At 41.2% G+C, this 24,281-nt stretch carries 25 protein-coding genes; 10 read left to right on the top strand and 15 right to left on the bottom strand.

Going from position 1 to position 24,281, the window contains the following annotated elements; all coding sequences use genetic code 11:
* Positions 1–64 precede the first annotated feature (64 nt).
* The 4 genes from nadE to ycaO all read right to left on the bottom strand — a co-directional run bounded on the left by nadE (position 65) and on the right by ycaO (position 6,874).
* Entirely contained in the window at positions 65–895 is an 831-nt protein-coding gene (gene nadE, locus PS1M3_RS16175) for an ammonia-dependent NAD(+) synthetase (protein WP_006792487.1), read from the bottom strand.
* A 68-nt stretch (positions 896–963) separates the two neighbouring features.
* Positions 964–1,593 carry a YceH family protein gene (locus PS1M3_RS16170; RefSeq protein ID WP_203985432.1) on the bottom strand — a complete coding sequence of 210 codons (630 nt, stop codon included), beginning with the start codon at positions 1,591–1,593 and terminating at the stop codon, positions 964–966.
* Between the two features lie 51 nt (positions 1,594–1,644).
* Positions 1,645–5,001: an ATP-binding protein gene (locus PS1M3_RS16165; protein ID WP_203985430.1), complete on the bottom strand. Its 3,357-nt coding sequence runs from the start codon at positions 4,999–5,001 to the stop codon at positions 1,645–1,647.
* Positions 5,002–5,113: 112 nt separating this feature from the next.
* Positions 5,114–6,874: a 30S ribosomal protein S12 methylthiotransferase accessory factor YcaO gene (ycaO, locus tag PS1M3_RS16160; protein ID WP_203985428.1), complete on the bottom strand. Its 1,761-nt coding sequence runs from the start codon at positions 6,872–6,874 to the stop codon at positions 5,114–5,116.
* Positions 6,875–7,021: 147 nt separating this feature from the next.
* Between ycaO and PS1M3_RS16155 the strand changes: the two genes are divergently transcribed.
* From PS1M3_RS16155 to PS1M3_RS16140, 4 genes are all read left to right on the top strand, one after another.
* Positions 7,022–9,304, top strand: coding sequence for a penicillin acylase family protein (locus PS1M3_RS16155; RefSeq protein WP_138740657.1), 2,283 nt, complete (start codon positions 7,022–7,024; stop codon positions 9,302–9,304).
* A gap of 57 nt (positions 9,305–9,361) precedes the next feature.
* On the top strand, positions 9,362–10,210 hold the full coding sequence (locus PS1M3_RS16150; protein WP_006792482.1) for an MBL fold metallo-hydrolase: 849 nt from the start codon (positions 9,362–9,364) through the stop codon (positions 10,208–10,210).
* Positions 10,211–10,298: 88 nt separating this feature from the next.
* Complete coding sequence (locus tag PS1M3_RS16145) at positions 10,299–11,831, top strand: bifunctional GNAT family N-acetyltransferase/carbon-nitrogen hydrolase family protein (protein ID WP_138740656.1); 1,533 nt, start codon at positions 10,299–10,301, stop codon at positions 11,829–11,831.
* A complete protein-coding gene (locus PS1M3_RS16140; RefSeq protein WP_006792480.1) occupies positions 11,831–12,148 on the top strand; it encodes a multidrug efflux SMR transporter in 318 nt (105 codons plus the stop codon). Before PS1M3_RS16145 ends, PS1M3_RS16140 begins: the two co-directional genes overlap by 1 nt.
* 79 nt (positions 12,149–12,227) lie before the next feature.
* Here PS1M3_RS16140 and PS1M3_RS16135 read toward each other — a convergent pair whose 3' ends face one another.
* Entirely contained in the window at positions 12,228–13,106 is an 879-nt protein-coding gene (locus tag PS1M3_RS16135) for a DMT family transporter (RefSeq protein WP_193371872.1), read from the bottom strand.
* Positions 13,107–13,361: 255 nt separating this feature from the next.
* Here PS1M3_RS16135 and PS1M3_RS16130 point away from each other — a divergent pair, with 255 nt between their 5' ends.
* Positions 13,362–13,745, top strand: coding sequence for an MAPEG family protein (locus tag PS1M3_RS16130; RefSeq protein WP_008129441.1), 384 nt, complete (start codon positions 13,362–13,364; stop codon positions 13,743–13,745).
* A gap of 73 nt (positions 13,746–13,818) precedes the next feature.
* Here PS1M3_RS16130 and PS1M3_RS16125 read toward each other — a convergent pair whose 3' ends face one another.
* The 3 genes from PS1M3_RS16125 to PS1M3_RS16115 all read right to left on the bottom strand — a co-directional run bounded on the left by PS1M3_RS16125 (position 13,819) and on the right by PS1M3_RS16115 (position 16,209).
* Positions 13,819–15,030, bottom strand: a complete 1,212-nt coding sequence (locus PS1M3_RS16125) for a TonB family protein (RefSeq protein ID WP_008129443.1) — start codon at positions 15,028–15,030, stop codon at positions 13,819–13,821.
* A 9-nt stretch (positions 15,031–15,039) separates the two neighbouring features.
* The gene (locus PS1M3_RS16120) at positions 15,040–15,414 is read right to left on the bottom strand and encodes a BlaI/MecI/CopY family transcriptional regulator (RefSeq protein ID WP_008129445.1); all 375 of its coding nucleotides are present in this window, start codon (positions 15,412–15,414) and stop codon (positions 15,040–15,042) included.
* A gap of 102 nt (positions 15,415–15,516) precedes the next feature.
* A complete protein-coding gene (locus PS1M3_RS16115; protein WP_138740654.1) occupies positions 15,517–16,209 on the bottom strand; it encodes a pseudouridine synthase in 693 nt (230 codons plus the stop codon).
* 92 nt (positions 16,210–16,301) lie between these two features.
* Between PS1M3_RS16115 and PS1M3_RS16110 the strand changes: the two genes are divergently transcribed.
* Together PS1M3_RS16110 and PS1M3_RS16105 are read left to right on the top strand one after the other, a co-directional pair.
* Positions 16,302–16,607, top strand: a complete 306-nt coding sequence (locus tag PS1M3_RS16110; protein WP_138740653.1) for a DUF6482 family protein — start codon at positions 16,302–16,304, stop codon at positions 16,605–16,607.
* Positions 16,608–16,647: 40 nt separating this feature from the next.
* A complete protein-coding gene (locus PS1M3_RS16105) occupies positions 16,648–17,055 on the top strand; it encodes an N-acetyltransferase (protein ID WP_008129452.1) in 408 nt (135 codons plus the stop codon).
* A gap of 37 nt (positions 17,056–17,092) precedes the next feature.
* On the opposite strand, the gene PS1M3_RS16100 is transcribed toward PS1M3_RS16105, so the two are convergent.
* From PS1M3_RS16100 to PS1M3_RS16070, 7 genes are all read right to left on the bottom strand, one after another.
* Positions 17,093–17,449, bottom strand: coding sequence for a HopJ type III effector protein (locus tag PS1M3_RS16100; protein WP_138740652.1), 357 nt, complete (start codon positions 17,447–17,449; stop codon positions 17,093–17,095).
* Between the two features lie 47 nt (positions 17,450–17,496).
* Complete coding sequence (locus PS1M3_RS16095) at positions 17,497–18,207, bottom strand: HAD-IA family hydrolase (RefSeq protein ID WP_138740651.1); 711 nt, start codon at positions 18,205–18,207, stop codon at positions 17,497–17,499.
* Between the two features lie 9 nt (positions 18,208–18,216).
* Complete coding sequence (locus PS1M3_RS16090) at positions 18,217–19,161, bottom strand: tyrosine recombinase XerC (protein ID WP_006792469.1); 945 nt, start codon at positions 19,159–19,161, stop codon at positions 18,217–18,219.
* Complete coding sequence (locus PS1M3_RS16085; protein ID WP_138740650.1) at positions 19,158–19,769, bottom strand: DUF484 family protein; 612 nt, start codon at positions 19,767–19,769, stop codon at positions 19,158–19,160. Before PS1M3_RS16085 ends, PS1M3_RS16090 begins: the two co-directional genes overlap by 4 nt.
* Positions 19,766–20,596, bottom strand: coding sequence for a diaminopimelate epimerase (dapF, locus tag PS1M3_RS16080; protein WP_010557932.1), 831 nt, complete (start codon positions 20,594–20,596; stop codon positions 19,766–19,768). The genes PS1M3_RS16085 and dapF overlap by 4 nt, the downstream gene beginning before the upstream one ends.
* Positions 20,597–20,660: 64 nt before the next feature.
* Positions 20,661–21,914 (bottom strand): diaminopimelate decarboxylase, encoded by a 1,254-nt coding sequence (lysA, locus tag PS1M3_RS16075; RefSeq protein WP_138740649.1) that lies wholly within the window; start codon positions 21,912–21,914, stop codon positions 20,661–20,663.
* Entirely contained in the window at positions 21,915–22,109 is a 195-nt protein-coding gene (locus PS1M3_RS16070; RefSeq protein WP_006792465.1) for a lipoprotein, read from the bottom strand. It abuts the gene before it with no gap.
* A 157-nt stretch (positions 22,110–22,266) separates the two neighbouring features.
* Between PS1M3_RS16070 and cyaY the strand changes: the two genes are divergently transcribed.
* Genes cyaY through PS1M3_RS16055 form a run of 3 tightly spaced genes read left to right on the top strand, consistent with a single transcriptional unit; the run spans position 22,267 to position 24,258 of the window.
* A complete protein-coding gene (gene cyaY, locus PS1M3_RS16065) occupies positions 22,267–22,590 on the top strand; it encodes an iron donor protein CyaY (RefSeq protein ID WP_006792464.1) in 324 nt (107 codons plus the stop codon).
* The gene (locus tag PS1M3_RS16060) at positions 22,587–23,243 is read left to right on the top strand and encodes an alpha/beta hydrolase (RefSeq protein ID WP_006792463.1); all 657 of its coding nucleotides are present in this window, start codon (positions 22,587–22,589) and stop codon (positions 23,241–23,243) included. Before cyaY ends, PS1M3_RS16060 begins: the two co-directional genes overlap by 4 nt.
* Positions 23,244–23,265: 22 nt before the next feature.
* Entirely contained in the window at positions 23,266–24,258 is a 993-nt protein-coding gene (locus PS1M3_RS16055) for a DUF2914 domain-containing protein (RefSeq protein ID WP_008129466.1), read from the top strand.
* The last annotated feature ends 23 nt before the right edge of the window (positions 24,259–24,281 follow it).

Genomic DNA, 24,281 nt, shown 5'->3' with positions numbered 1-24,281 from the left:
TGAGTAGGGCGATCAAAAAAGCAATTAAACTAGATGCTGTTAATTGCTTTTTATATCACTCATATCAATCGTAAATTGTTGGTATTGGCTGGCGTTTATGTTGCGTGCGCAGATATATACCGATTAACTTTTGCTCCACCTCTTCAGAGACAGGTTTGCCCTCTAAAAAATCATCAATTTGATTGTAACTTAAACCGAGCGCTTCTTCGTCGGTGAGGCCCGGTCGGTCGCTTTCTAAATCGGCTGTAGGGGCTTTTTCAACAAGCACTGCTGGCGCACCAAGGGCAGTCGCTAGTGCGCGAACTTGGCGCTTAGATAAACCAAAAAGAGGCGCTAAATCACATGCACCATCGCCAAATTTAGTGTAAAAGCCTGTAATGTTTTCTGCGCTATGATCGGTACCTACAACCAAGCCTTGGCTAAAACCAGCAATTTCGTATTGAGAAACCATACGTTGGCGTGCTTTAACGTTACCTTTAATAAAATCTATTTGAGCTTGCTCTGGTAATGCGTCACCGCTGCTAGTCATTGCGATTAACACTTGCTCATGTAACGCATCAGCAGCAGGCTGAATATTAACGGTCATACGCTTACTTGGCTGAATAAAATCTACCGCCATTTGTGCTTCGTCTTCATCAGCTTGCACGCCGTAAGGTAGGCGCACAGCAATAAATTGATATTTGTTGGTGCTGTGTTCTTCATTTAATTCGTTAACAGCTAATTGGCATAAACGGCCGCAAGTTGAAGAATCAACCCCGCCACTAATACCAAGCACAAGCGAGCGTGAGTGGGCCGCAACTAAACGTGCTTTTATAAAGTTAACTCGACGAGAGATCTCAGCGTTTACATCAATGGTTGGCTGAACTTTCATTTCAGCCATTATTTCGGCGCGCATTGCCGGCTCCTTGTAAGATTTTAAATGTGATACGCAATAAACTTATTATGTGATTTAGTTTTACTTATTTAAAGCCCTAAATGTGCTTTTATCTGGTTAAGTTCTGCTTTTAACTCTTCTACTTCGCGTAATAAATCGTTTAGCTCTTTATCTTTAATGGCTTCGCTAGGTAAATTAATGGTATCGCTATCAGGCGTAATTGGTTGCTCACCAAATAAATGAATATATCGGCTTTCACGTTTACCTGCTTCGCGCGGTAACTTGGCAACTTGCTCATTTTCAATTAATTTATTTAGCGCATTTTCAACTTCATCTACATTATTAAAATCAGCGAGACGAGCGCTGCGTGTTCTTAATTCACCGGGTGTTTGGGCGCCGCGTAACAGCAATAAGCAAATAATGGCACGTTGTTGTGCTGAAAACTGTAAGCTACTAAATTCGGTATTACAAAAGCGGTGGTCGTATTTATTTACTCGCCCCGAAAGTGCTTCATCAACAGTAACTAGGCGCATGTCACTAAGTTCATCTAGCGCAACTTGCACATCACTTTCGGTTAAATTAAGAACAGGATCGCGATTCGATTTTTGATTACATGCATTGGTTAACCCATTCAGTGACAAAGGATAATGCTCTGGTGTAGTGCTTTGTTTTTCTAGGAGACAACCAATAACACGTTGTTGGTGTGGTGATAACTGCATAAGTACCCTTAAAAATATTAATTGTTAATGCTAATTAGTGGTAAGCCTTATTTAACTGCCAAGCCAGTGCTGCAACTTGGGTTTTAAGGCGGCCATATCAAGCGGCTTAGTTAAGTAATCGTCCATGCCCGCAGCAATACATTTTTCTCTATCGCCTTGCATGGCATTAGCCGTTAAAGCAATAATTGATACAGCATTATATTTTTCACCTGCTCCGCCTTGTCTGATTGCCTGCGTGGCTTGATAACCATCCATTATTGGCATTTGGCAATCCATTAAAATAAGTTTATACGGGTTATTTTGTTTGGCGTTTAGTTTGCTAATTGCTTGCTCACCATTTTCAGCAATATCAAAGATCACTCCGGCCTCTTTTAACAATGCAGAGGCCACAACTTGATTTATTTTATTGTCTTCTACTAACAATAAAACGGGCTCTGATGAATCTTTAATAGGTGCTTTTGTAAGTGTATTAGTGAGTTGCGCCTGATTTAATTGCTGCTCTAAAAATTTTTCATTAGTGAGTGAATCAAACAGATCTGATGGCGTAAGAGGTTTAAAAATCATGCAGTCGACATTCATTTTAAGCGTTGATTCTTTTTGTGAATAACTCATTGGCGCCATAATTACTGATTTACATTTAAACTTTTTAATAAAGTTTTGTAAGGCGGTTGTTTGCGTTTTTGCAGCAACAGAAAAAAAGTGATAATCAACTAAAATTGCATCGTATGAATGAGTCGTCTCTTCTAAATGTATCAGCACCTCATTATAGTCATTAATAAACTCCACATGGGCCCCCCAAATCATCAGCTGTTTAGTGGCTATACTGGTATTTAAATGGCATTCATCAATAATTAAAATACGTTTGTTGTTTATTAGGTGGCTTGGTAAATCTTGCTCTTTACTTAATCTAGGCTGTATTTTTACACTAAATGAAAACGTACTGCCTTCGCCTTCAACACTGTTGACACTGACGCTTCCGCCCATTAATTCACATAGTTGTTTTACTATCGTTAGCCCAAGGCCTGTACCGCCAAATTGGCGCGTAGTTGAAGTGTCGGCCTGTGTAAATGAATTAAATAATGATGTTTGCTGGTTTTTATTAATACCAATACCAGTATCAATTACTGAGCACTCTAAAAAGGATCCATCGGTGGAGTCGTCCACTCTGGCTATAATAATAACGTCACCATTTTTAGTAAATTTAACAGCATTGCCAATCAGGTTATTAAGAATTTGCCTAAGCCTATTCGGATCACTAATTATTTCACTTACTGTAATTTGGGTTGCGTCTAAAATTAGTTTTGTATTGTTTTGCTCTACTTTTAGTGCAAACGATTCAACCACTTCACCTAATAATTTGGGGAGATTAAACTGAATACTATCAATATTAAGTTTACCCGCTTCCATTTTAGAGAAGTCTAATATGTCATTAATAATATTAAGCAATGATTCGGCAGATGATTGCGCAAGCTCTATATGATGTGCTTGTTGTTGATCTAACTTTGTTTGCTTAATTATATTTAGCATGCCTAGCACCCCATTCATAGGAGTGCGAATTTCGTGGCTCATAGTTGCTAAAAATTCACTTTTTGCTGCCACCGCTTGTTCGGCTAATTCCTTAGCTTCTACTAATTCTTGTTCTGCTTCTATGCGTTGCTGGCTTGAATGTAAACTGCCTATAAGCGTAGCCACTGTGATTAAAAAACTTTCTTCGTTTTTTGTCCACAAGCGTGTGGTTTTGCATTGCTCAGCACATATTATTCCTAATACTCCGTTGCCGGCAGGGATTGTTACGCACAGCATCGATTTTATTCCCAGTGGCAATAAGTAATATGGCGACAAAGGAGATAGCGCTGAATTATGAATAACGTCGGGAATATTAAAAACAGCTTGGTGATCAAGCATATTAAAAAAGTCAGGAAGGTGTTTTCTAAGCCAAGTAAGTTCAACGCTCTCGGCCTGTGTTAATTCGCTATGAAGTGCAAACGGTATTAACTGTGTTTGGTCTTCGTTATAAAAACGAATGCTGGCACGCTCAATTTTTAAAGCATGGCAAATAGCCTCAGTGAGTATGTCTTTTGATTGGCTAAGTTTACCGTTTAAAATGAGCTTATTAACCGTTAATGAGGCTAACGTTTCATTGTGTAGTGCTGTAAAGCTGTTTTCTAATTCAATTTTTTTACGGGTATCAATATTTTGTAGCGAACCAAAAATACGCACACATCGACCATTTTTATGTTCAGCTTCTGCGTTAACCAGTACCCATACAGCTTTCCCTTCGCCGTTTATTACCTCTAGTTCAACTTCGTAACTGTGGCCATATTTAATAGCACGTTCGAGTAGAGGTTTGATCGTTTCTCTGCTTTCGCCCTCTTTAAAATAGCTTAAATCTTCAGGCCATTGTGGCTGGGTATTGAGTGGGTATTTAAACAGTTTTTTAGTCATATCTGACCAATAAACTTGCTTGGTTTCTAAATTAAACGACCACGCACCTATTTGCGCCAAATCGCTCATGGTTTCTAGCATTCTTTCGTTTTTTTGCTGACGGTCAAGCATTTTTAAAAAGAACAAAAATGCCCATGTAAGTAACGCACAAATAATAATTATTGCTAAACGTAATGGCCAAACTGCTGAGTTGGGTGGGCTCCAGCCCTGCTTGGGTGCAACGTATAACTGCCAGCTTCCGCCTTGAAAGTTTAACGAAAATGCGAGGGGATCTTGATTTAATATTGCGGCGTCACCAAAAAAAAACTCGCCTTTATCGCCCAGCCCATTTCTGCCTTGGAGTGCAACGTTATATTTTTCTTTAAGATCTAAAATTCCGGCGTTTTTATAAATTTTATTAATATCTAGAACAACAGAAAGTAATCCCCAAAAATTTTTATCAGGCGGGGTATAGACTGGCACACGCGCTATGAGTGCCTCACCTCCTTGCACTAGCGTTAACGGGCCAGCCATTATAATTGTGTTGGTGTCTCGCGCTTTAATAGCGTCAGCGCGTTGATTTTTATTCGCCAGCAAGTTGAGGCCTAGAGCCGCTTCATTTCCTTCAAGCGGGTAAGTCATTTTAATAATCATATTGGGTGCACCGCCAATATTTCTAAGCTCTTTTGATGTATTAAAAAGGGGGGCTGCAATTTGTGCAAAGCGTTCTTGATTTAAGTTAGGCTCCGCAGAAACAGCCACGCCTAAGCCGCGTACTAACTGAATGTTAGAAATTAAAATGGCTTCTAGTTGTGCTCTATAGGTGCTTACATCGGAGAGGATTTGAAGGCGATGAGCGTCTTTCACGCGAGTGTAATTAATGCGCTCTAGTACAACACTAATAAGCAGTAGTAGTGTCATCGATAACCAAAAAGTTCGGTTATAGTTGTGCGCACTTGCTTTTTTATTGTTAGTTGGTGGCATTAGCTACTATTGGCTTGAATTTAGGCAATTCCACTATAGCTATTTATTGTGCAAATTAAAATGACGCTTATGCATAAGCGCCATTTTATTTTTATAATTAACGATCTAAATATTAAGAATCGCTTACTTCACGTGCCCAATGGTTTTGTTTAGCTACGTGGAGTTTACGGTAGCCATCAAGGAGTGCTGCGTGTTTGTTAAAGCCTTCTAGCGATAAACCCGGGAAGGTTAAACCGTTAAATAATGTACGGCCTTCAGCAATTTCAATTGCAAGCGCTACGTTGTCGCTACCAAACATTAAACCCAGTGCGTCTTGGTAGTCGGCGTATTCACGCTCGTCATCGTATTTAATTTCAAGAATGGCTTTTAAGCAGCGGAAATGGCGCATTGCCTCCTCGTTTACTTGGCCTGTATGCAGTATCCAATCAACCCAATCAATTGCTTCTTCGCTGCCTGCGGCTAAACATAGGTGCGCTTTAAGCTCACCAATACGTAGCGTATGCCAAGGTGTATCGGCATCGGTTGCAAGGCCAATAAACTCTGCTGCGCGAATAATATCGCTGTGGCCGGCTTCCTCTAAGCTATCGTAAATGTCCATCCATTGCTCAGCATCGTACTGATCAAGCGATAGGAATGCTTCACGGAATTTAGCGCCTTCGTTATTGTTACGCCAAATCAGCTCATCTACTGGGTAAATGTCTGACATGCCCGGTACTAAAATTCGACATGCATACACGTTTAAGTGCGTGTAATCCATAATGTAAATGTCGTGGTTCATGCTATGAATTAAATCTGTACAGAAGTTATATTCTTGCTCTGTTGTACCGCTGAAGTCCCAGTGTACAAAGTCAAAATCAGGCGTTGCACGGAAAAAGTCATGCGATATTAAACCGCTAGAATCAATAAAGTGCAGTTCAATGTTTTCAGGCGTTGCTACTTCGTCGTTATCAAATGTAGCTGGTTGGAACACATCAAGCTGATCAAGGCGGCGACCTTGTAAAAGTTCGGTAACCGTACGCTCAAGGGCTACTTCAAATGAAGGGTGAGCACCAAACGAGGCAAATACAGAGCCATCTGTTGGGTTAATCAGCGTTACGCTCATTACTGGGTATTTACCGCCTAGTGATGCATCGGCGATACGTAAATGAAAACCATGGCTACGCAGTTCTTCACACGCTTCGTGAATTTGTGGGTACTGCTTAACAACCTCTTCAGGCACGATTGGTAAACAAATGCCTTCAGCAATAATACGGTTTTTAATAGCGCGTTCAAATACTTCAGACAAGCCCTGAACTCGCGCTTCAAACTTGGTGTTACCTGCGCTCATACCGTTAGATACAAAAATATTACCAATCACGTTTACTGGAATGTACACGTCTTGGTTATCGCGTTGGCGCGTGTATGGCAATGTACAAATGCCGCGCTCGTTATTACCTGAGTTAAAATCAAAAAGGTGTGATGCGTTAAGTTCGCGCTCTGGATCAAAGTAATCCCACAGGCTTTCGTCCATTATGCCCTCAGGTACTTCTTCACCTTCAACTTTAAACCATTTTTCGTTTGGGTAATGAGTAAACTCGCCGTTGGCAAATTCTTCACCTAAGTAAAAGTCAGCAAAAAAGTAGTTACAGCTTAAACGCTCAAAATATTCACCAAGTGCAGAAGCAATAGATGCTTTATCAGTTGCACCTTTACCATTAGTAAACATAACACCGCAGTCGCTATCTTTTATATGAACCGAATAACAGTTAGCTACAGGGTTAAGCCAAAGCGCCTCTTCAACATTAATGTTTAGGGCTTTAAGCTTGTTTTGCATGGTAGAGATTGACGATTCTAAATCGCGGTCTTTACCTTTGATAAACGTTTTTTCAGTCATATTGATCTCAACTAGTTCTGCACGATGTGTGGAAGTGACATTATCGTGGATTTTGATGTTTATTTCATCCTTTGCGAGCAAGATCATGATTATTTAATAAATCTGTGGTTATTATATAAGCAACGCAAAGGGTGGAAGGGCAACTCAATGTATAAACTAATCAAACGCTTGTTGTTATTAATTGTAATTTTAGGGCTGAGTGGCACCGCTGTTGTGTATGGGGTACTTAGCTTAAGTTTACCTGCACTTGATGGCAACGGGCGCAGTATGGCAGTGAATGAACCCGTTAAAATTTCCCGTGATAGATTGGGCCAAGCTGTTATCAACGCTAAAAGCCGTAACGATGCCGCTTATGGCTTAGGGTATGCGCACGGACAGGACCGATTTTTTCAAATGGACCTACTTAGGCGTAATGCTGCAGGAGAGCTAAGTGAATTATTTGGTAAAGCCGCTGTTGAGCTTGATAAAAAAATGCGTTTTCATCAACTACGAAAACGTAGCCTCGCTATTTTAAATACCTTACCAGAGCGCGATAAACAGCTGTTAAAAAGTTATGCTCAAGGCGTAAACGAAGGTTTAGCCCAAGTAGGGTATGCAAGCTTTGAATATATAATTACCGGCGCAACTCAAAAACCGTGGCAAAGCGAAGACAGCTTATTAGTGATTTTTAGCATGTACTTAGATTTACAAAGCATGACATTTAATCGCGATCAAACTTTGATTCAATTAGAGCAAATATACAGTAAAAATATGGTTGATTTTTTAACGCAACCTAGCCAATACCAAGCTGCGCTTGATGGTAGTAAATTAGCCCCATTTGCAGGTGAATTACCCATTCTTGCATCGCAAACGACTCATGTTGCAAGCCACATTGAAGCCCCTCAAGAGCTTGGTAGTAATAATTGGGCCGTTACCGGAGAGCTTACAAAAACAGCTGCAGGTATGGTGTCTGACGATATGCACTTATCAATGGCGGTGCCGGTTATTTGGTACAGAGCGCAGCTTAATTACACACAAAATGGTAAACAATCTCAAATAACAGGCGTATCACTTCCTGGCACTCCTGCCATTGTAGTGGGAACCAATAATAAAATTGCATGGGGTTTCACTAACGGTTATTTAGATACTGCCGATTGGATTGCGCTAAATAGCGATAGCAAAACATGGCTTGTTGATGAGCCTATTTTATTACCTGAAGGAGGCGTTGAAACTTACTCGCTAATAATGAGCGAATACGGCCCAGTAAAATACATTAACGAAAAGCCTTATGCACTTAGTTGGGCAGCGCATCAACCTTATGCGGTTAACATGCAGCTATTAAAGCTTGAGCAAGCAGATACTGTGGACGATGCGCTCGCCCTTGCAAGTAATGTGGGTATACCTGTACAGAATTTAATGGTTGTTGATAGCCTAGGTAATGCGGCATGGAAAAATATAGGCGGTATTCCGGCGCGTACAAATGTCAGTGAGTTAAGTGTAAATGCACAGCACTACTCTGCACTTTTTGAGCAAAACGAAATTAATCGCCCATTTGTTAAAAACCCACCCAGCGGGCGATTATGGACAGGAAACTCTCGGGTTGTATCTGCCAGCGACAACGCACGTTTTGGTAATGGCGGCTACGCATTAGGTGCACGTTCAAGCCAAATTCGTGACCGTTTATTTGAAAAACAAACCTTTGCCGAGAGCGACTTTTACGCACTACAGCTTGATAACCAAGCCCGCTTTTTAATGCCATGGCATGAGTTGTTACTCAAGCAGTTAAAAACCAATGAGGTTAAAAATGCGAAGTACATCACAGAGCTTGAAAACTGGCAGCAATGCGCATGTGCTTCTTCGGTAGGCTATACCCTGGTTAAACGCTATAGAGACGAAGTTATTAACCTTGTGTTTAACCATATTGAAGTCACTCTTAATGAGCATGAGGGCACACTTAAGCCTATCAAGCGTGGGTTGGAGCCGGCGCTGTGGCAACTTATTAATAATAGACTTGCATCTTGGATTAACCCTCAATTTAATAGTTGGGACGAACAATTAGCGGGTGCTTTTGATCACACTGTAAATAAATTGAGTGAGCAATTTGGCACAAATATAAAACAGTGGCAGTGGGGTAAAGTAAATGAGCTGGTAATCGAGCATCCTTTTGCAAAACAAATCCCTTTATTGGCAAAGTTACTTAATATGCCAACCGCTGCAGGATTTGGTGACTCCTATATGCCTGCGGTGCAGGGGCAGAGTTTTGGTGCATCACAACGTTTTATTGCTCAACCAGGGCATTTAGAACAGGCTATTTTAAGCGTGCCAGGTGGCCAGTCGGGTCACCCGCTATCAGAGTTTTATAGAGCTGGTTTTAGCGACTATATTGAAGGGAAGCAAACTGCGCTATTACCACAAACGTTAATGCATCAAATCGTTATCTCACCAAAGTAGTGTGAGCCAAAATGTAAGTAATCACGTTCTATATAACTCTAACAATGGAGAACTAAAATGAAAAAATTACTACCCGCGTTAATAACAGGTTTACTACTGAGCGCATCGGCTCATGCAGACGATAACCCCGTTACCGCAGAAAAACTAAGTGAAAGTGTCTATGTACTATTTGGGCAAGGTGGCAACATTGCTGCAAGTGTGGGTGATGACGGTATTTATATTATTGACGATCAGTTTGCTAAGCTCTCAGACGATATTAAAAAAACCATCAGCGACTTAAAGCCTGGCAGCGCCGAATTTGTAATTAATACCCATCACCATGGCGACCATACCGGCGGCAATGAAAATTTTGCAAAAGCAGGTGCACATGTCATTGCGCACGACAATGTCCATAAGCGTTTGAAAGAAAAGCATGGTGAGGGTTCTAAATTTTTACCTCGTATTAGTTTTGGTCACGATTTAAAACTACATTTTAATAACGAACACGCACACGTTGTGCATTACAAACATGCCCATACCGATGGTGACTCAGTTATCTTTTTTAGTAACGACAACATAGTTCACATGGGTGATATTTATTTTAATTTTGGTAGCTTACCGTTTGTTGATGTAGATAGTGGCGGCAGTGTTGATGGAGTATTAGCGGCGGTTGACGATGTTATTAACCAAATTGACGATAATACACAAGTTATTCCGGGGCATGGTCCAGTAAGTGACCGTTCAGGGCTGATAACGTATCGTAAGCTGGTGCAAAAAGCCAAAGATGTTATGCTTAAGGCAATGCAAAACGATGCAAGTTTGCAGCAAGTACTTGACGCCGACCCATTATCAGAGCTGGGTCTTAAATATGCAAAATGGCTACCAAAAGAGCGAGTAACCACATTGTTTTATCGTAGCTTAAAGTAACTTGCAAAGTGAGTTAGCACGCATAATATAGTTTATTAAGCTGAGCATTTGTTCAGCTTTTTTGTTCCCATGCCCCAAGGAGTTGTGTATGTCGGCAGAAAAAACCCACCTAGAAATTTGTAACTTGACCAAAGAGCAGTACCCACAAATAAAAACGCTAATGGATCAAGCTTACCCAGACTTAGGTGGCGCATGGCCAAGCCATACCATTTTTAGATTAATCGATCAGTTTCCAGAAGGGCAAATAGGCATAGTAGATGACGGCGTGCTGGTGGGTTTAGCACTAAGCGTGCAAGTAGACTACGCCCGCTTTTCAAATCCGCATACCTACGAAGACATTGCTGACGGCCATGACCGTGTATTCAGCGATACCGATGGCGATGCGCTATACGGTTTGGATGTTGCCATTAGCGAAACTCACCGAGGTATGCGTTTAGGGCGTCGCCTTTATGATGCCCGTAAAGAATTGTGCCGCCAATATAACTTACGCGCTATTTTAGCGGGTGGCCGTATTCCGCGTTATTACAATCACAGCAGTGAAATGACGCCAATGGAATACATTGAAAAGGTTGACCAAAAAGAGCTTTATGACCCAATTTTAAGCTTTCAGCTTTCTAACGACTTTCAGGTAAAGCGATTACTAAAAAAGTACCTACCAGAGGATCAAGAGTCTGTAGGTTACGCCACCTTACTTGAGTGGAATAACATAATGTACGAGCCAACCGACACCGTACTCGAATCGACTAAATCGATAGTACGAGTAGGGGCAGTGCAGTGGCAAATGCGTTGTGTTGAATCGGTTGAAGAAATGCTTAAGCAGGTAGAGTACTTTGTAGATACGGTATCTGACTACAAAAGTGACTTTATTTTATTCCCTGAATTTTTTAACGCGCCGCTGATGGGGTTAACTGAGCAAAGCAATCAAACTGAAGCAATCCGCTATTTAGCCGAATACACCGAAACGTTTAAAAACGCCATGTCGCGTATGGCAATAGAATATAACGCCAACATTATTACTGGTTCTATGCCACTTGCCGAAGGCGACAAAATTTATAACGTAAGTTATTTATGCCACCGTAGCGGTAAAATAGACGAGCAGCGCAAAATACATATAACCCCACATGAGCAAAACGATTGGGTTATTCAAGGCGGCGACAAAATTGCCGTGTTTGATACCGATGCTGGGCGCGTAGGTATTCAAATTTGTTACGATGTAGAGTTCCCAGAGCTTTCACGCATATTAGCTAAGCAAGGGCTTGATATACTGTTTGTGCCGTTTTGGACCGACACTAAAAATAGTTATTTACGGGTTCGCCATTGTGCACAAGCGCGGGCAATCGAAAACGAATGTTATGTGGTTATTGCAGGTTCAGTGGGTAACTTACCACAAGTAGAAAGCCTAGACGTACAGTACTCGCAATCGGCAGTACTGACGCCATCTGACTTTTCGTTCCCGCACGATGCAACACTTAACGAAGCAACACCTAATACTGAAATGTTATTATTTAGCGACCTTGATATGGATAAGCTAAAAATTCTTCATAGCGAAGGGACAGTGCGTAATTTAAAAGATCGCCGCGAAGATTTATACGACGTAATTTTGAAAAAGAGAGATGTTTAATGGCTTGGGTTTATTTAGTCATTGCCGGCTTGCTTGAAATAGGCTGGCCAATTGGTTTAAAAATTTCACAAAATCCCGACACACGCTGGCAGGGAATAGCAATGGCCATTGCATTTTTAACAGCCAGTGGTTTTATGTTGTGGCTTGCACAAAAGCAAATATCAATGGGGACTTCCTATGCCGTATGGACAGGTATAGGTGCTGCGGGTACGTTTTTAGTGGGTATATTACTTTACGGTGATGCAGCCACGTTTGGGCGTATTGCTGGTGTGCTTATGATCATTTGCGGTGTGATAACGCTAAAAATCAGCTCTTAAAAAAAGCGCTTAACATTCGCTTTAAACGTTATATGCAGCCTATAGTAGCGCAGGTAAAAGCCTGCGCTTTTTTATGTTCTCAATTTGGTAACATCACTAAAATAGCGGCAATGGCTATAAGTATTAAGCCTGCTGAGTCTTGCTTTTTAAGCGGTTGTTTTAACCAAAGTACAGCAATTAGCATAGTAAAAAATACTTCAATCTGCCCAAGCGTTTTAACATACGCCACATGCTGTAAACTCATTGCGCTAAACCAGCCAATAGAGCCTACACAGCTAAAAATACTAATTGCGGCAGTAGTGCCTTTATATTGCCAAAGTTTGCCAACAGTGTGTGGCTCTTTTAGTAATAAATAGCCAAGTAATATAAGCGTTTGTAGGCTTATTACAAACAGTAAAACCCATGCAGCCGAGTGCGGAAATAATAACCCTGAGTTTAAGCTCGCTTCACGTACCCACAGCGATGTAAGGGCAAAGCTGGTACCACAGGCAAGGCCCAGTAACGCTGTTTTAGCATCAAAGTGTTTTACGCTGGTTATACCGCTAAGTAAAAGCACCGCAATAGCGCCTAAAAATACACCCAGCCAACCAAGTAGGCTAAGCGCAGAGCCAAAAAACAATACCCCTAAAATAGCCGCTACTAAGGCTTCACTCTTGGCAAGGCCTGCACCTATGGCGTAATTATTCATTTTAAACAGTTTTACCATTAAGCCGGTGGCGAGTATTTGCATAATACTTGCGCCAATAATAAATCCCCAAAAGGCATTATTAAAGGTAGGCATGGCGGTATCTTGATATTGATACAAGCCGTACAAATACAAGGCAGCAATGGGGCCGGCTAAAATAAAGCGCGAAAGCGTTACGCCAGCCACACTTGCATGTGAGCTTAAATTACTTTGCAGGGCATTTCGCCATGCTTGCATAAAAGCGGCTAAAAAAGTGAAAAAGATCCAGGTCATGGTATTCGTCGATAAAAAATAAGGTCTTTACGTTAGCAATCTTTGATTATTAAAGCGACGCATTAAAGGTGATAGTGAATATTCATCACCTGCGACATTATGCCGCACTGCTTTATGAGTAAACTTAGCTATAGTAAGTGTGATGTTATTGTTTAGCCGCCAGCGTTTGTCATAAAACGTATTGGCGGCTTTTTTTGTGCGTGTATGGTATATGTATTGCTCAAATTATCAGATTTTATAATAAGAGAATAAACTATGACGACATTAGTAGTATGCGCATTATTGGCTGTATTAATGCCTTATTTTGCAAAAGTGCCGGTTGCGATGGCAATGGCAAAATTAGGTCGATACGATAATAAACATCCTAGGGCGCAACAAGCAAAACTAACTGGCTTTGGTGCTCGGACGCTCGCTGCTCATCAAAATTGTTTTGAATCACTCGCTGTTTTTGCTGTTGCTATTGCAGTGGTATTTGGTACTAACTCGGTAAACGCAATAACCGAAACCTTGGCGGTTACTCATATAGTCTCACGCATTTTGTATTGTATTTTTTATTGGTTGAACTTAGATATTATACGTTCGCTTGTATGGTTTATTGGCTTAGGTACTGCCATTGCCATGATTGTAGTGAGTATTTAATTTTATTGTTAAAACCACAAAGCAAGCGGCCTAAAAGGGCGCTTGCTTTGTGTTCTTGTATCACCCAACAGCACTAATGCGATACTTTAATTCGCTCTATTAAATCGGTATGTGCAACCTCGCTGTTTATGGCAAAATCGAGCTGTACAAGTACGTCATTAAAGCCTGCCCTAGAGGTTTTATACTCCCACTTTGCCAAGGCTTCCTTGGCTGCTTTATCAAAAACGTCTGACGGCTTAGATTGAATGACACTAATGTTTTTTGTTCTGCCATTAGCTGCAATATCGTATTTTAACACCACAGATCCGCTAATGCCTTGCTTAGCGGCTTGGGCTGGGTAGTGAGGCTCAATGCGAATTATTGGTGAAATATGCTCTTCTTTAGCGCCCTCTGTTTGTGGTTGCTTTGCAATAGCGAGCGTGCTTAAAATACTTGCTGCAACTAGCAGTAAGCCACCTTTGGCAAAGCGAGAGCTACTGCCACTGTGCTTTATATTGGTAAGTCGTTGTAACATGGTTTTTTTATCTCCGTAGTGTGAATAAGCCATTAGTCCTGCGGGCGTTGCTGCCGCGCAGTTCACTAAGGCTTTGCTGTATAAAATGTGTTGCTGTGTGTTTTTATTGGCAAGTACCCGTTCATCACAAGTCAGCTCTTGTAGGCGGCGCATGCTTGCGTAACAAAACCAAGCGAGTGGGTTAAACCAAAGTAAAATAGTGGGTAGCAGCATGAATGCGTTTGTTAGGTTGTCTTTGCGTTTAATGTGTACGTTTTCGTGCTCTAAAATAAGCGCCAATGTGGCTTTATCAAACTGGGTATTATAATCACTGGGCAGTACTAGCTTGCTTTGAAAAATACCCACCACCATTGGTGTGGCTACATGTTGGCTGATATAAGTTTTAGCACTTGTGGTAAGTGTATGGTTAAAGTGTGTTAGCTCAGTTAACTGCAGGCTTTTAACAAAACGAGTATGTGTAATAAAACTAGCTATTAATAACCCCGCAGTAATAAGTACATACATAAGTGCCCAGCTAATACCCATTTCATGTGTAAAAGGCTGATTAGGGGTAATTAAGTAATGGCTAATATTGCTATTTTGCAGTGGTTTAATCGCATTGGGTAAATTAGCGATAACTAATGCCGCAGGCATTAACCACGCTAACTTGTATACAAACCGCACGCCAAGGGTTTTTAAACCAAATCGCTCGAGTAAAATAAATCCACAAAACAAAATACTCAATAGTAGTTGTTGCTCAATTAACCAATTAAACCCAGTTTGAATATCCATAGCTAATCCTTACTTTTGGTTTTTTTCCCAGTCATCAATGACTTTTTTAAGCTCATTTATATCTTGCTGCGAAAGCTGCTCTGATTTAGCAAACCCGCTTACCAGCGGCGCTATACGGCCACTAAAAAAGCGCTCAATAAAGTTTTCGCTCTCTTTGAGGGTGTAGTCGGCGCGCTCCATACAGGGAGTATAAATATATTGGCGGCCGTCTTTTTCAAAGGTCAGTGCGCCTTTTTTAACTAATCGACCCAGTAGGGTTTTAATGGTTTTTTCGTGCCATTGCTTATCATCGCTTAAGCGCTCAATAATTTGGCTCGCGGTGGCAGGGTAATTAATCCAAAGCGCATCAAGCACGTCGAACTCTGCTTTTGATAACTCAATCATTTTATTGCCTACAAATGTAATCTTTAAGTTAAGACTACACCTGTAATCTATTTTTGCAAGGTTATTTTTTAACTTTTTGCGGTATAATTAAGCGATTTAGTATTAGATTTTCGAAATATCAGTTTTATTAATTTGTATGTAGTGGTTTTTAGGGAGGTTCAGTTTTGAGAGGGCGAGTTCGCTAAATTGCACTCTAAATAAATCAATTACTTTAAAGCCGCAGTAATGCGCCATTTTACGTATTTGCCTATTCAGTCCTTGTTTTAAAATAATACTAAATTGATTGTCAGCTATTTTAGTTACTTCACACGGTAAGGTTATTTGTTTATCAACGGGGATACCTGCAGCCATTTTTTCACAAAACGCGTTATTAATCGGTTTATTTACCGTGACTATATAACGTTTAGGCTGGTGGAAGTCAGGGTGAATAAGTTGATTACAAAAGTCACCGTCGTTGGTCAAAATAAGCAAGCCGCGAGAGTCTTTATCTAATCGGCCAATGGGGTAAACCCGGGTGAGGGTAGGTAAATGGTGAATAAGGCTGGCGGGGTCATTTTCATTTAATTTGCAGTCAATACCTACAGGCTTGTGGTACGCAAAATAAACTAAATCGGCTGCCCCTTTAACTACTTGGCCATTAACTATTATGTCGTCTTGCTCATCAACGTGATCAATATGATTGGCTGGGCGATTATTTACCGTTACTACCCCTTCATCTATTAAACGCGATGCCTGTTTACGCGAGCACACGCCTGCATGAGCAATGTATTTAGCAAGGCGGATTTTGGTGCTCATAAAGTGTTCTCTTTAGTTGGCAATAAAAAACTGATCGCGATTATAGCAAAGCTGCGTATCGATAGAGCGATATTTAATTAAGGTGAACAAAAATGGGTATGAAATTTTCTGAACTAAAAAATCATGAGCCGCTACAAAAAGTAGTTGTTCACTCACTTGAAATGGCGCTGTATCAGGTTTCTGTGATCATTAATAACGTTGAATATTATGTAACAGAGGAAGATGGCGAATTTGTAAGAGCTGTAAGCCCGCTGCATGTACAAAAGCGGTTTGAAAAAATAGCGTACGCACAAATGATGCTTCGCCACACAAGCGCTCACGACGAAATGTGCGGGCAGCCCGAAAAAACTTCTAGCAACTTACTTGAAGTGCCTTTTGGTAAAAATAATCTTTTTTAATTAAGTGTGTTTGCTAATATCGCTTTTTTAGGAGCGGTATATGTATCAATTAAAATCTGATAACAGTGATGCGTTAAACTCAACTTTACGTAATAAAATAGTTGATTTTAATGCCAAGCATTTTGATGCGCAAAGAGTGCCACTCGGCTATAAATTTGTTGATAATAATAACGAACTAATGGCTGGTATTAGTGGTTGCGTATTTGGCAATTGGCTAATTATAAATTGGCTTTGGTGCAGTGAAATCGCTCGTAATGAAGGCCTTGCCGGGCAGTTGCTCACAGAGTTAGAGCAAGCTGCGATATTGCTTGGCGCTAAAAAAGCCCAGCTAGACACTCTCGACTTTCAAGCAAAACCTTTTTATGAAAAACGCGGATACAGCGTAAAGTATCAGCTTGATAACTACCCACTTTGCGGCACCCGCTATTTTATGGAAAAACCACTTTAATCTATAACATAACTCAAGTTTTTTAATCGGAGCCCAGTTACTTAGCTGTTAAAGGCTCGCCCTCAAACGTAACGCCTAAAAATGGTGTCGTCTCTGGAGCTAACATAAACGTGCGAATGTTCATATGATCGTCGCCGTTAGGGTTTTTAAGCACCTCATCGCGGTAAAACTTACCAAAGCAATCAAGAGTGTTTTGCTTGCTAAGCCCATTGAGTTTTGCAAACGCAAAAATTTTACATGAACCGTTATTTTCACTCGCTGAGCTCAGCAACCCGTGGTTATTAAAGGCACAAGCAGTAAAATCGTAATTGGCTTCAATCACCGCCATTGTATCGGTAAATTGAATGTTTTTTGGGTTCTCAGCAAGTGATTTAAGGTATTCGTTTAAAGTCATAATTGTTCCCTAAATTTAATTTATAAGGCTAATTTACTCGTAGCAATTTATGAACGAATAAAATGCGTTAATGCGTGAATATTGGTGATTTCCACGTCGGCTAGGCCTTTGTAGTCATACTTAGCGTTTTGATCGTTTAACCACACTGATTGACAACCTGTGTTATTGGCGCCTTGTACGTCGGTATCTAGGCTATCACCAATATGGAGTATGTCGCTTTTGGTGACTTTTAGGTGCGCAGCTGCTTTGTCAAATAAGGTGCTATGAGGTTTAGCTTTACCGTGCATGCCCGCTTGTAGCACTAGCTCAAACTTATTGTGTAAATTAAAGCGTTCTATTTCAACATTGCCATTGGTTATGGCGATTAAGGTAAAATGTTGCGCTAAGTTATCAAGTAGCGCTAATACGTCGTCGCTGACTACAATGTTACTGCGTGCATCGGCAAATGCGTTATAGGCGTTACTAGCGTGCAGTGCTACTTCTTGTTCAGTAAATTCTAACTTTGATAGTGCTAAACGCAATGTGTGCTTGCGCCACTGCGTTACATTGTCTTTTAGCTCTGGCTGTTGCAGGGCGGCAAGTTGCCGGCATTGTTGCCAGTATTGAGGGCCTTGTTCTTGGTAGCGTGGTAATGCATTTAAGTAATTTTGTTGGGCGCTAACGGCTGCTTTTATAATTGGGTGGTTGTTGTATAGCGTGTCGTCTAAATCAAAGCTCATGACAGAAAAAGGACGTATTGCACGATTAAATCGGATCATTATAATTTCCTAATCAGTTTGTTTTTTAGCGCGCGGGTGGGTGTTGTCGTACACTTTTGCTAAATGCTGAAAATCTAAATGGGTATACACTTGTGTGGCCGACAAGCTACTGTGGCCAAGCAATTCTTGTACAGCACGTAAATCACCCGACGATTCTAAAATATGTGATGCAAATGAATGGCGTAATTTATGCGGATGCACCTGTGAGCTAATACCTTGCTTTATTCCCCACTCTTGCATGCGCAAACGCACTTGGCGAATTGAAATACGATTTTTTTGGCTACTTAAAAATACACCTGGCTCGTCTGGCTTTGCAAACTGAGGGCGCACGGTTAACCATTTTTTTAATGCTTCTAATGCCTTTGTTCCCACGGGAATAAGGCGTTCTTTGTTACCTTTACCGCGAACTAATATTTCGCCACTTTTGGCATTAATATCTTGCATGTTAGCGCCAACTAACTCGCTAATACGTAAACCTGATGAGTACATAAGTTCCATCATAGCTTTGTCTCTTATTGCCAAAGGGTCGTCGTCAGGAATTTCGAGCAAGCGAGCCATTTGATCAACGTCGAGGTTTTTAGGTAAAGGCTTGGCAAATTTGGGGCCTTTAATGCCGGTAGCAGGATTGTGATAATGCGATTGCTGTGCAATATTTTTAGCTTTTAAAAACTTATATAAACTTCTGATACAGCTCAATTTTAAGCTAATGGTTCGGCCACTTAATTGTTTGGCGCGTAAAGCCATACTGTAACGGCGAATATGCTCTGCCTGTACGCCAAACCAGTCATCGCATAATTTATTAAAATAAAGGGCTGCAAAACCAAGTTGGCTAACATACTGATTTACAGTGTGCGCTGAATATTGTTTTTCAAATTTTAGGTAGTCGCTAAATAGCGTAATGGGTGTTCGCCAGTTGTCACTTAATTCGCTTATATTAGGCGCATCATCACTCATGCGAGTTTTTGTAACCTTAACTGCAGGGCACTAATAAAATCCAGAACGAACAGGTTGTCTTGTGCGGGTTCAAAATGGTTCACGTTGTTGCTGCCAAACGCGAGTATGGCAATAGGTTGCTTTTCATCACCAATTAAATAAATAGCCGCAGATTGCGTGTCATCACTAAATAATAGAGCCCGTTCTTGCGCTGTAATGCGGCCTAAGTAATGCCCAGAGTTTGTGAGGCGGTGTTCAATAAGCTCGTCGTAGTCAGGGCTGTATTTTATTAATTTAAAGTCACTTATGTCGTTATTTGAACACACAATGGCGTGTAAATTTTTAGCGATGGTATCAAAGTCGTCATGGCTCCAAAGCTGGCGATGGCATTGGCTGAGGAGACGGTATACGAGCTCATTTTGAACTGCGTGCTGACTCATTGTATCGATTTGATTTTTTAAACGCGTATTGTGTTCACGCAATTGGCGCTGTTGAATATGTACTAATGACGTTGCCCCTTGCGCTTGCTGCTGAAGGTCTAGCTGAGCAAGCACGTTTGGGTGTTTAACTAAAAAATCAGGATTTGCGAGTAAGTAGCTAGTAATTTGCTCTTCATTTAGCTCGCTCATAACGCTACTTGTCCATCGAATACGTGTTCAGCAGGGCCTGTCATTCGTACTGGATGACCTTCTCCACTCCAACGTATTTGAAGTGTTCCACCAGGTAGGTCGACTTGTACCGCGCTTGAAAGCTTGCTTTGCATATGGCCAATGACCATCGCTGCACACGCGCCAGTGCCGCATGCGAGCGTTTCGTTTACGCCGCGCTCCCATACTCTTAGCTTTATATGCTCTTGCGATATAACTTGCATAAACCCAATGTTAGCGCGCTGTGGAAAACGTTCGTGGTTTTCAAGCAGTGGACCCAATACATCGACCTGCGCTGTCGTAATATCGTCAACTTCAAGCACGCAGTGTGGATTCCCCATAGATACTGCGCCACTAAATACGGTGTGTTCTTCAGCCCTTATAATGTAGGTGAGTTCACGTTTGCTGGCTTTAAGCGGTATTTTGCTTGGCTCAAAATTAGGGTGCCCCATGTTAACCGTAACTTGGCCGTCTTTTTCTATATAGAGCGTTAAGTTACCTGATTTGGTTGATACACTAATTTTATGTTTGTTAGTCAGGCCTTTCATACGCACAAAACGTGCAAAGCAACGTGCACCATTACCGCACTGTTCTACTTCGGTACCATCGGCATTAAAAATACGATAATGAAAATCAAGATCGGGAGAGTATGGTGCTTCAACCATGAGTAATTGGTCAAAGCCAATGCCAAAGTGGCGATCAGCCAGTTTTTTTATTTGATCTCGTGATAAAAATACATTTTGTGTAATGTTATCAATAACAACAAAGTCGTTGCCTAAGCCGTGCATTTTGGAAAAATTAACTAACATAGCGCTCTAATTCGTGTTTGCTCTGTGGTAATCATGCCACAGAGCAGCTAGTTGGCAAAAACGTTTATGGTAAAATTTTCTCACCTTGATAAAGACTCTCAATGGTTTCACGTTCGCGAATAAGATGGTGCTGTTCACCGTCTACCATTATTTCAGCTACGCGTGGGCGAGAGTTATAGTTTGAACTCATAGTAAAGCCATATGCCCCAGCACTTCGCTGCGCGAGTAAATCGCCTTGTTTCAGCGCCAGTTCTCGGTCTTTTCCTAAAAAGTCACCGGTTTCGCACACGGGGCCAACAATATCAAAGTTGTAAGTTGGCGTATCGTCATCACGAACCGACACAGGTATAATTTTTTGCCACGCTTGATAAAGAGAAGGGCGAAGCATATCGTTCATACCGGCATCAACAATGGCAAAAAATTTACTTTGGTTTTGTTTAATAAATTCAACTTGCGTAATTAATACCCCTGCGTTTGCAGCAATGGCACGACCTGGTTCAAAAATAAGTTCTAAATGGCGGTAGTTTTCTAGGCGAGCTGTTACTTGCTCTGCGTATTCACTAGGATGAGGTGGTTGTTCGCCGTCGTAAGGAACACCTAACCCACCACCTATGTCTAAATGGCTTAATTCTATCCCAACATTTTTTAGCTCATCTATTAGCGCAAGGAGTTTGTCGAGCGCTTCTAAAAACGGCTTTACTTCGGTTAACTGCGAACCAATATGGCAATCTACGCCTATTATGTTTAAGCCAGGTAAAGCAGCGGCTTGTTGATAAACACTTACAGCGGTTTGAATATCAATGCCAAATTTGTTTTCTTTAAGGCCAGTAGAAATATAAGGGTGCGTTTTTGCATCTATATCGGGGTTAACGCGAATAGAAATTGGTGCTACTAAGTTAAGCTCACACGCAACCTCTGAAATACGCTCTAATTCAGAGGCCGACTCAACGTTAAAACATTTAATCCCTAATTTTAATGCATACGCTATTTCGTCAGCGGTTTTAGCAACGCCTGAAAATACTACTTTACCGGCGTCTCCTCCTGCTTTAATTACACGCGCCAGCTCACCTTTAGATACAATGTCAAAACCCGAACCAAGGCGGGCTAGAATATTTAATACAGCAATATTAGAGTTTGCTTTTACGGCATAACATACCAAGCTTTTATGGTTTTTAGTCGCATTGGCAAACGCAAGATAGTGGCGCTCAAACGTTGCACGAGAATACACATAGCAAGGCGTGCCATATTGCTGAGCAATAGCGGCAATACCCACATCTTCAGCAAACAATTGATTGTTTTTATAGTTAAAAAAATCCATTTATTGCTCCTGTTTGACTGGTGTTGTAGGTTGCTTGGCCTCTGCGGCAGGCACCATAGTGTTTTCTGGTTGGTTTTGCTCGGCCTGTTGTTCAGGCAAATATAATGGGCCGCTTTGTCCGCAGCCAGCTAATGCGCCAAATAGGGCCGTGCAAATTAATAGTTTTTTTAATTGTAAGGTATGTGTCGCTTTCATTAGATTAATATTGTTGCTGGCTTTATAATCGCAGAGTAACAGAATATCTAAAAAATGCAGCTATTCGCGGATGATTTTATTCCTGTTACACTAGCTGCATATTTTTAACGCAATTACGTACCCAATATTAGGCGGCCCGCCTGCAAAGGAATCAACAATGACTGAACACGAATATCACCAATTAGCCGAAGCTCTTATGTTCACAATTGAAGAGCAAATTGATGATTGTGAAGCCGATTTAGATTACGAATCAGCGCAAGGTATTTTAGAAATTATTTTTCCTGATAAGAGTAAAATTGTCATCAATAAGCAAGCGCCTCTTCATCAAGTGTGGGTAGCAACTAAATTCAATGGTCACCATTTTGAAATGCGTGACGGTCAATGGATTGATAACCGCTCTGGTGCAGAGTTTTGGGAATTCATTAACGAAGCGTCAACTCGCCAAGCTGGCCAAGAAATTAAGTGGCAATCATCATTATGAGTTTAGAGTTTGTTCAATACCCCGCACAGAGCGCGCATAAAGCGACAGTTATTTGGTTACATGGCTTAGGTGATTCGGGTGATGGGTTTGCCCCTGTAGCGCCGCAATTAAATTTACCAGCCGAGCTGGGCGTGCGTTTTGTTTTCCCACATGCGCCTGTGCAACCGGTCACCATAAATGGTGGTATGGAAATGCGTTCTTGGTACGACATTAAGTCAATAGAGCTTGATAAACGTGCCGATGAAGAAGGGGTGAGGGAGTCTGCCGAAAAAGTAGAGGCGTTAATAAATACAGAAATAGCCAACGGAATACCTGCTAACAAAATTATTTTGGCTGGTTTTTCACAAGGTGGTGTTGTGTCGCTTCACTTAGCTCCGCGCTTTGAACAAAAGTTGGCGGGTGTTATGGCACTGTCTACTTATATGTGCGCGCCGCATAAATTTACAGATGAAGCAAAGCATACCGATTTAAATGTATTTATGGCACATGGTAGTCACGATAACGTGGTACCAATGAGTGCAGGTAAAAGTGCATTTGATGTATTAACAGCACATAACATGGATGTAAGCTGGCAGGAATACCCAATGGCACACCAAGTGTGTGCAGAAGAGTTACACGCTATTCGCCAATGGTTAATTGCCCGTTTAAGCTAATTTTGGAGCCGCTGAGGTCAATATGAGTCAAAAAATAGTTATTAAAGCAAATGTAAAACGCGAACCACAAAACAGCCTACCTACGGTAAGCTATGAATGGCATTGGCGTCGAATTGTGAGTTTGGCTATGTTGATAGTAATGACATCTGCGGCTGTGATATATGGTTTAACCAGCTCAGTAAATGCAGATCAGGGCGCACATCCCAATGAACAAACAGAACTTTTAATCACTGATAGCACACAAGGTGATGAAGTAACTGAAAGCGAAACACATAATGCACCCAGCAACCAATCGCATATAGAGACTGAGCATGCTGAAACATTGCCTGCTGAGCAACTACCAACAACTCAAGAGGCAGACATTACCAATGCCTTACTTGAAAACGCTGAGTCAGTAACCGTTGCGCCAATTTCAGATGAGCCGACAATAACCCAATCAACAGTTGACTCAATAACTGAAAAAACGAATACAGTTGATAACAGTAAAAACGATGTGTTGATCACTAATGCAATAAGCGCTGATACAACAAGTGAAACAGTATCTGTACCTGCGTCAGAGCAAACTTCTGAGCTTGGCACAATCGCATTAGAGCCAGAGAGTAATGTTGATTCGCAACCTGTTACAGAGCAATTTGCTGAAGATGCCCATATTGCTAGCGTGGCACTCGGTGCTCAGATTGATACCAGTAAAATAAGCCGCGCAGTGCTTACACGCAGTGTAGTAAAACGCGAACCTACTAATGTGTTTGCAGCCGACGTGCGTTTAAGTCAGTTTGAAGGTTCGTTATCATTTTTTAGTGAGCTTAAAGGGCTGCAAGGCCAGCGCGTAAAACATGTTTGGTCTTTTGAAAGTGAAACAATGGCCGAAATTTCACTTAATGTTACTTCGCCACGCTACAGAACTTATTCAACAAAAAATATTATGAACACGCAAACAGGCCATTGGCGTGTAGCTGTAGTTGATGAGCAAGGTAATTTAATAGCTCAAAAAGAATTTAGAGTGTTAGCTAACTAAATAATGCTAACCGCAGTAATTAA

The sequence above is a fragment of the Pseudoalteromonas sp. PS1M3 genome (assembly GCF_016865405.1).
Taxonomy (GTDB): Bacteria; Pseudomonadota; Gammaproteobacteria; order Enterobacterales; family Alteromonadaceae; genus Pseudoalteromonas; species Pseudoalteromonas marina.
Note: the sequence above shows the minus strand (reverse complement) of the source record. Positions and strands in the feature narration are given on the sequence as shown.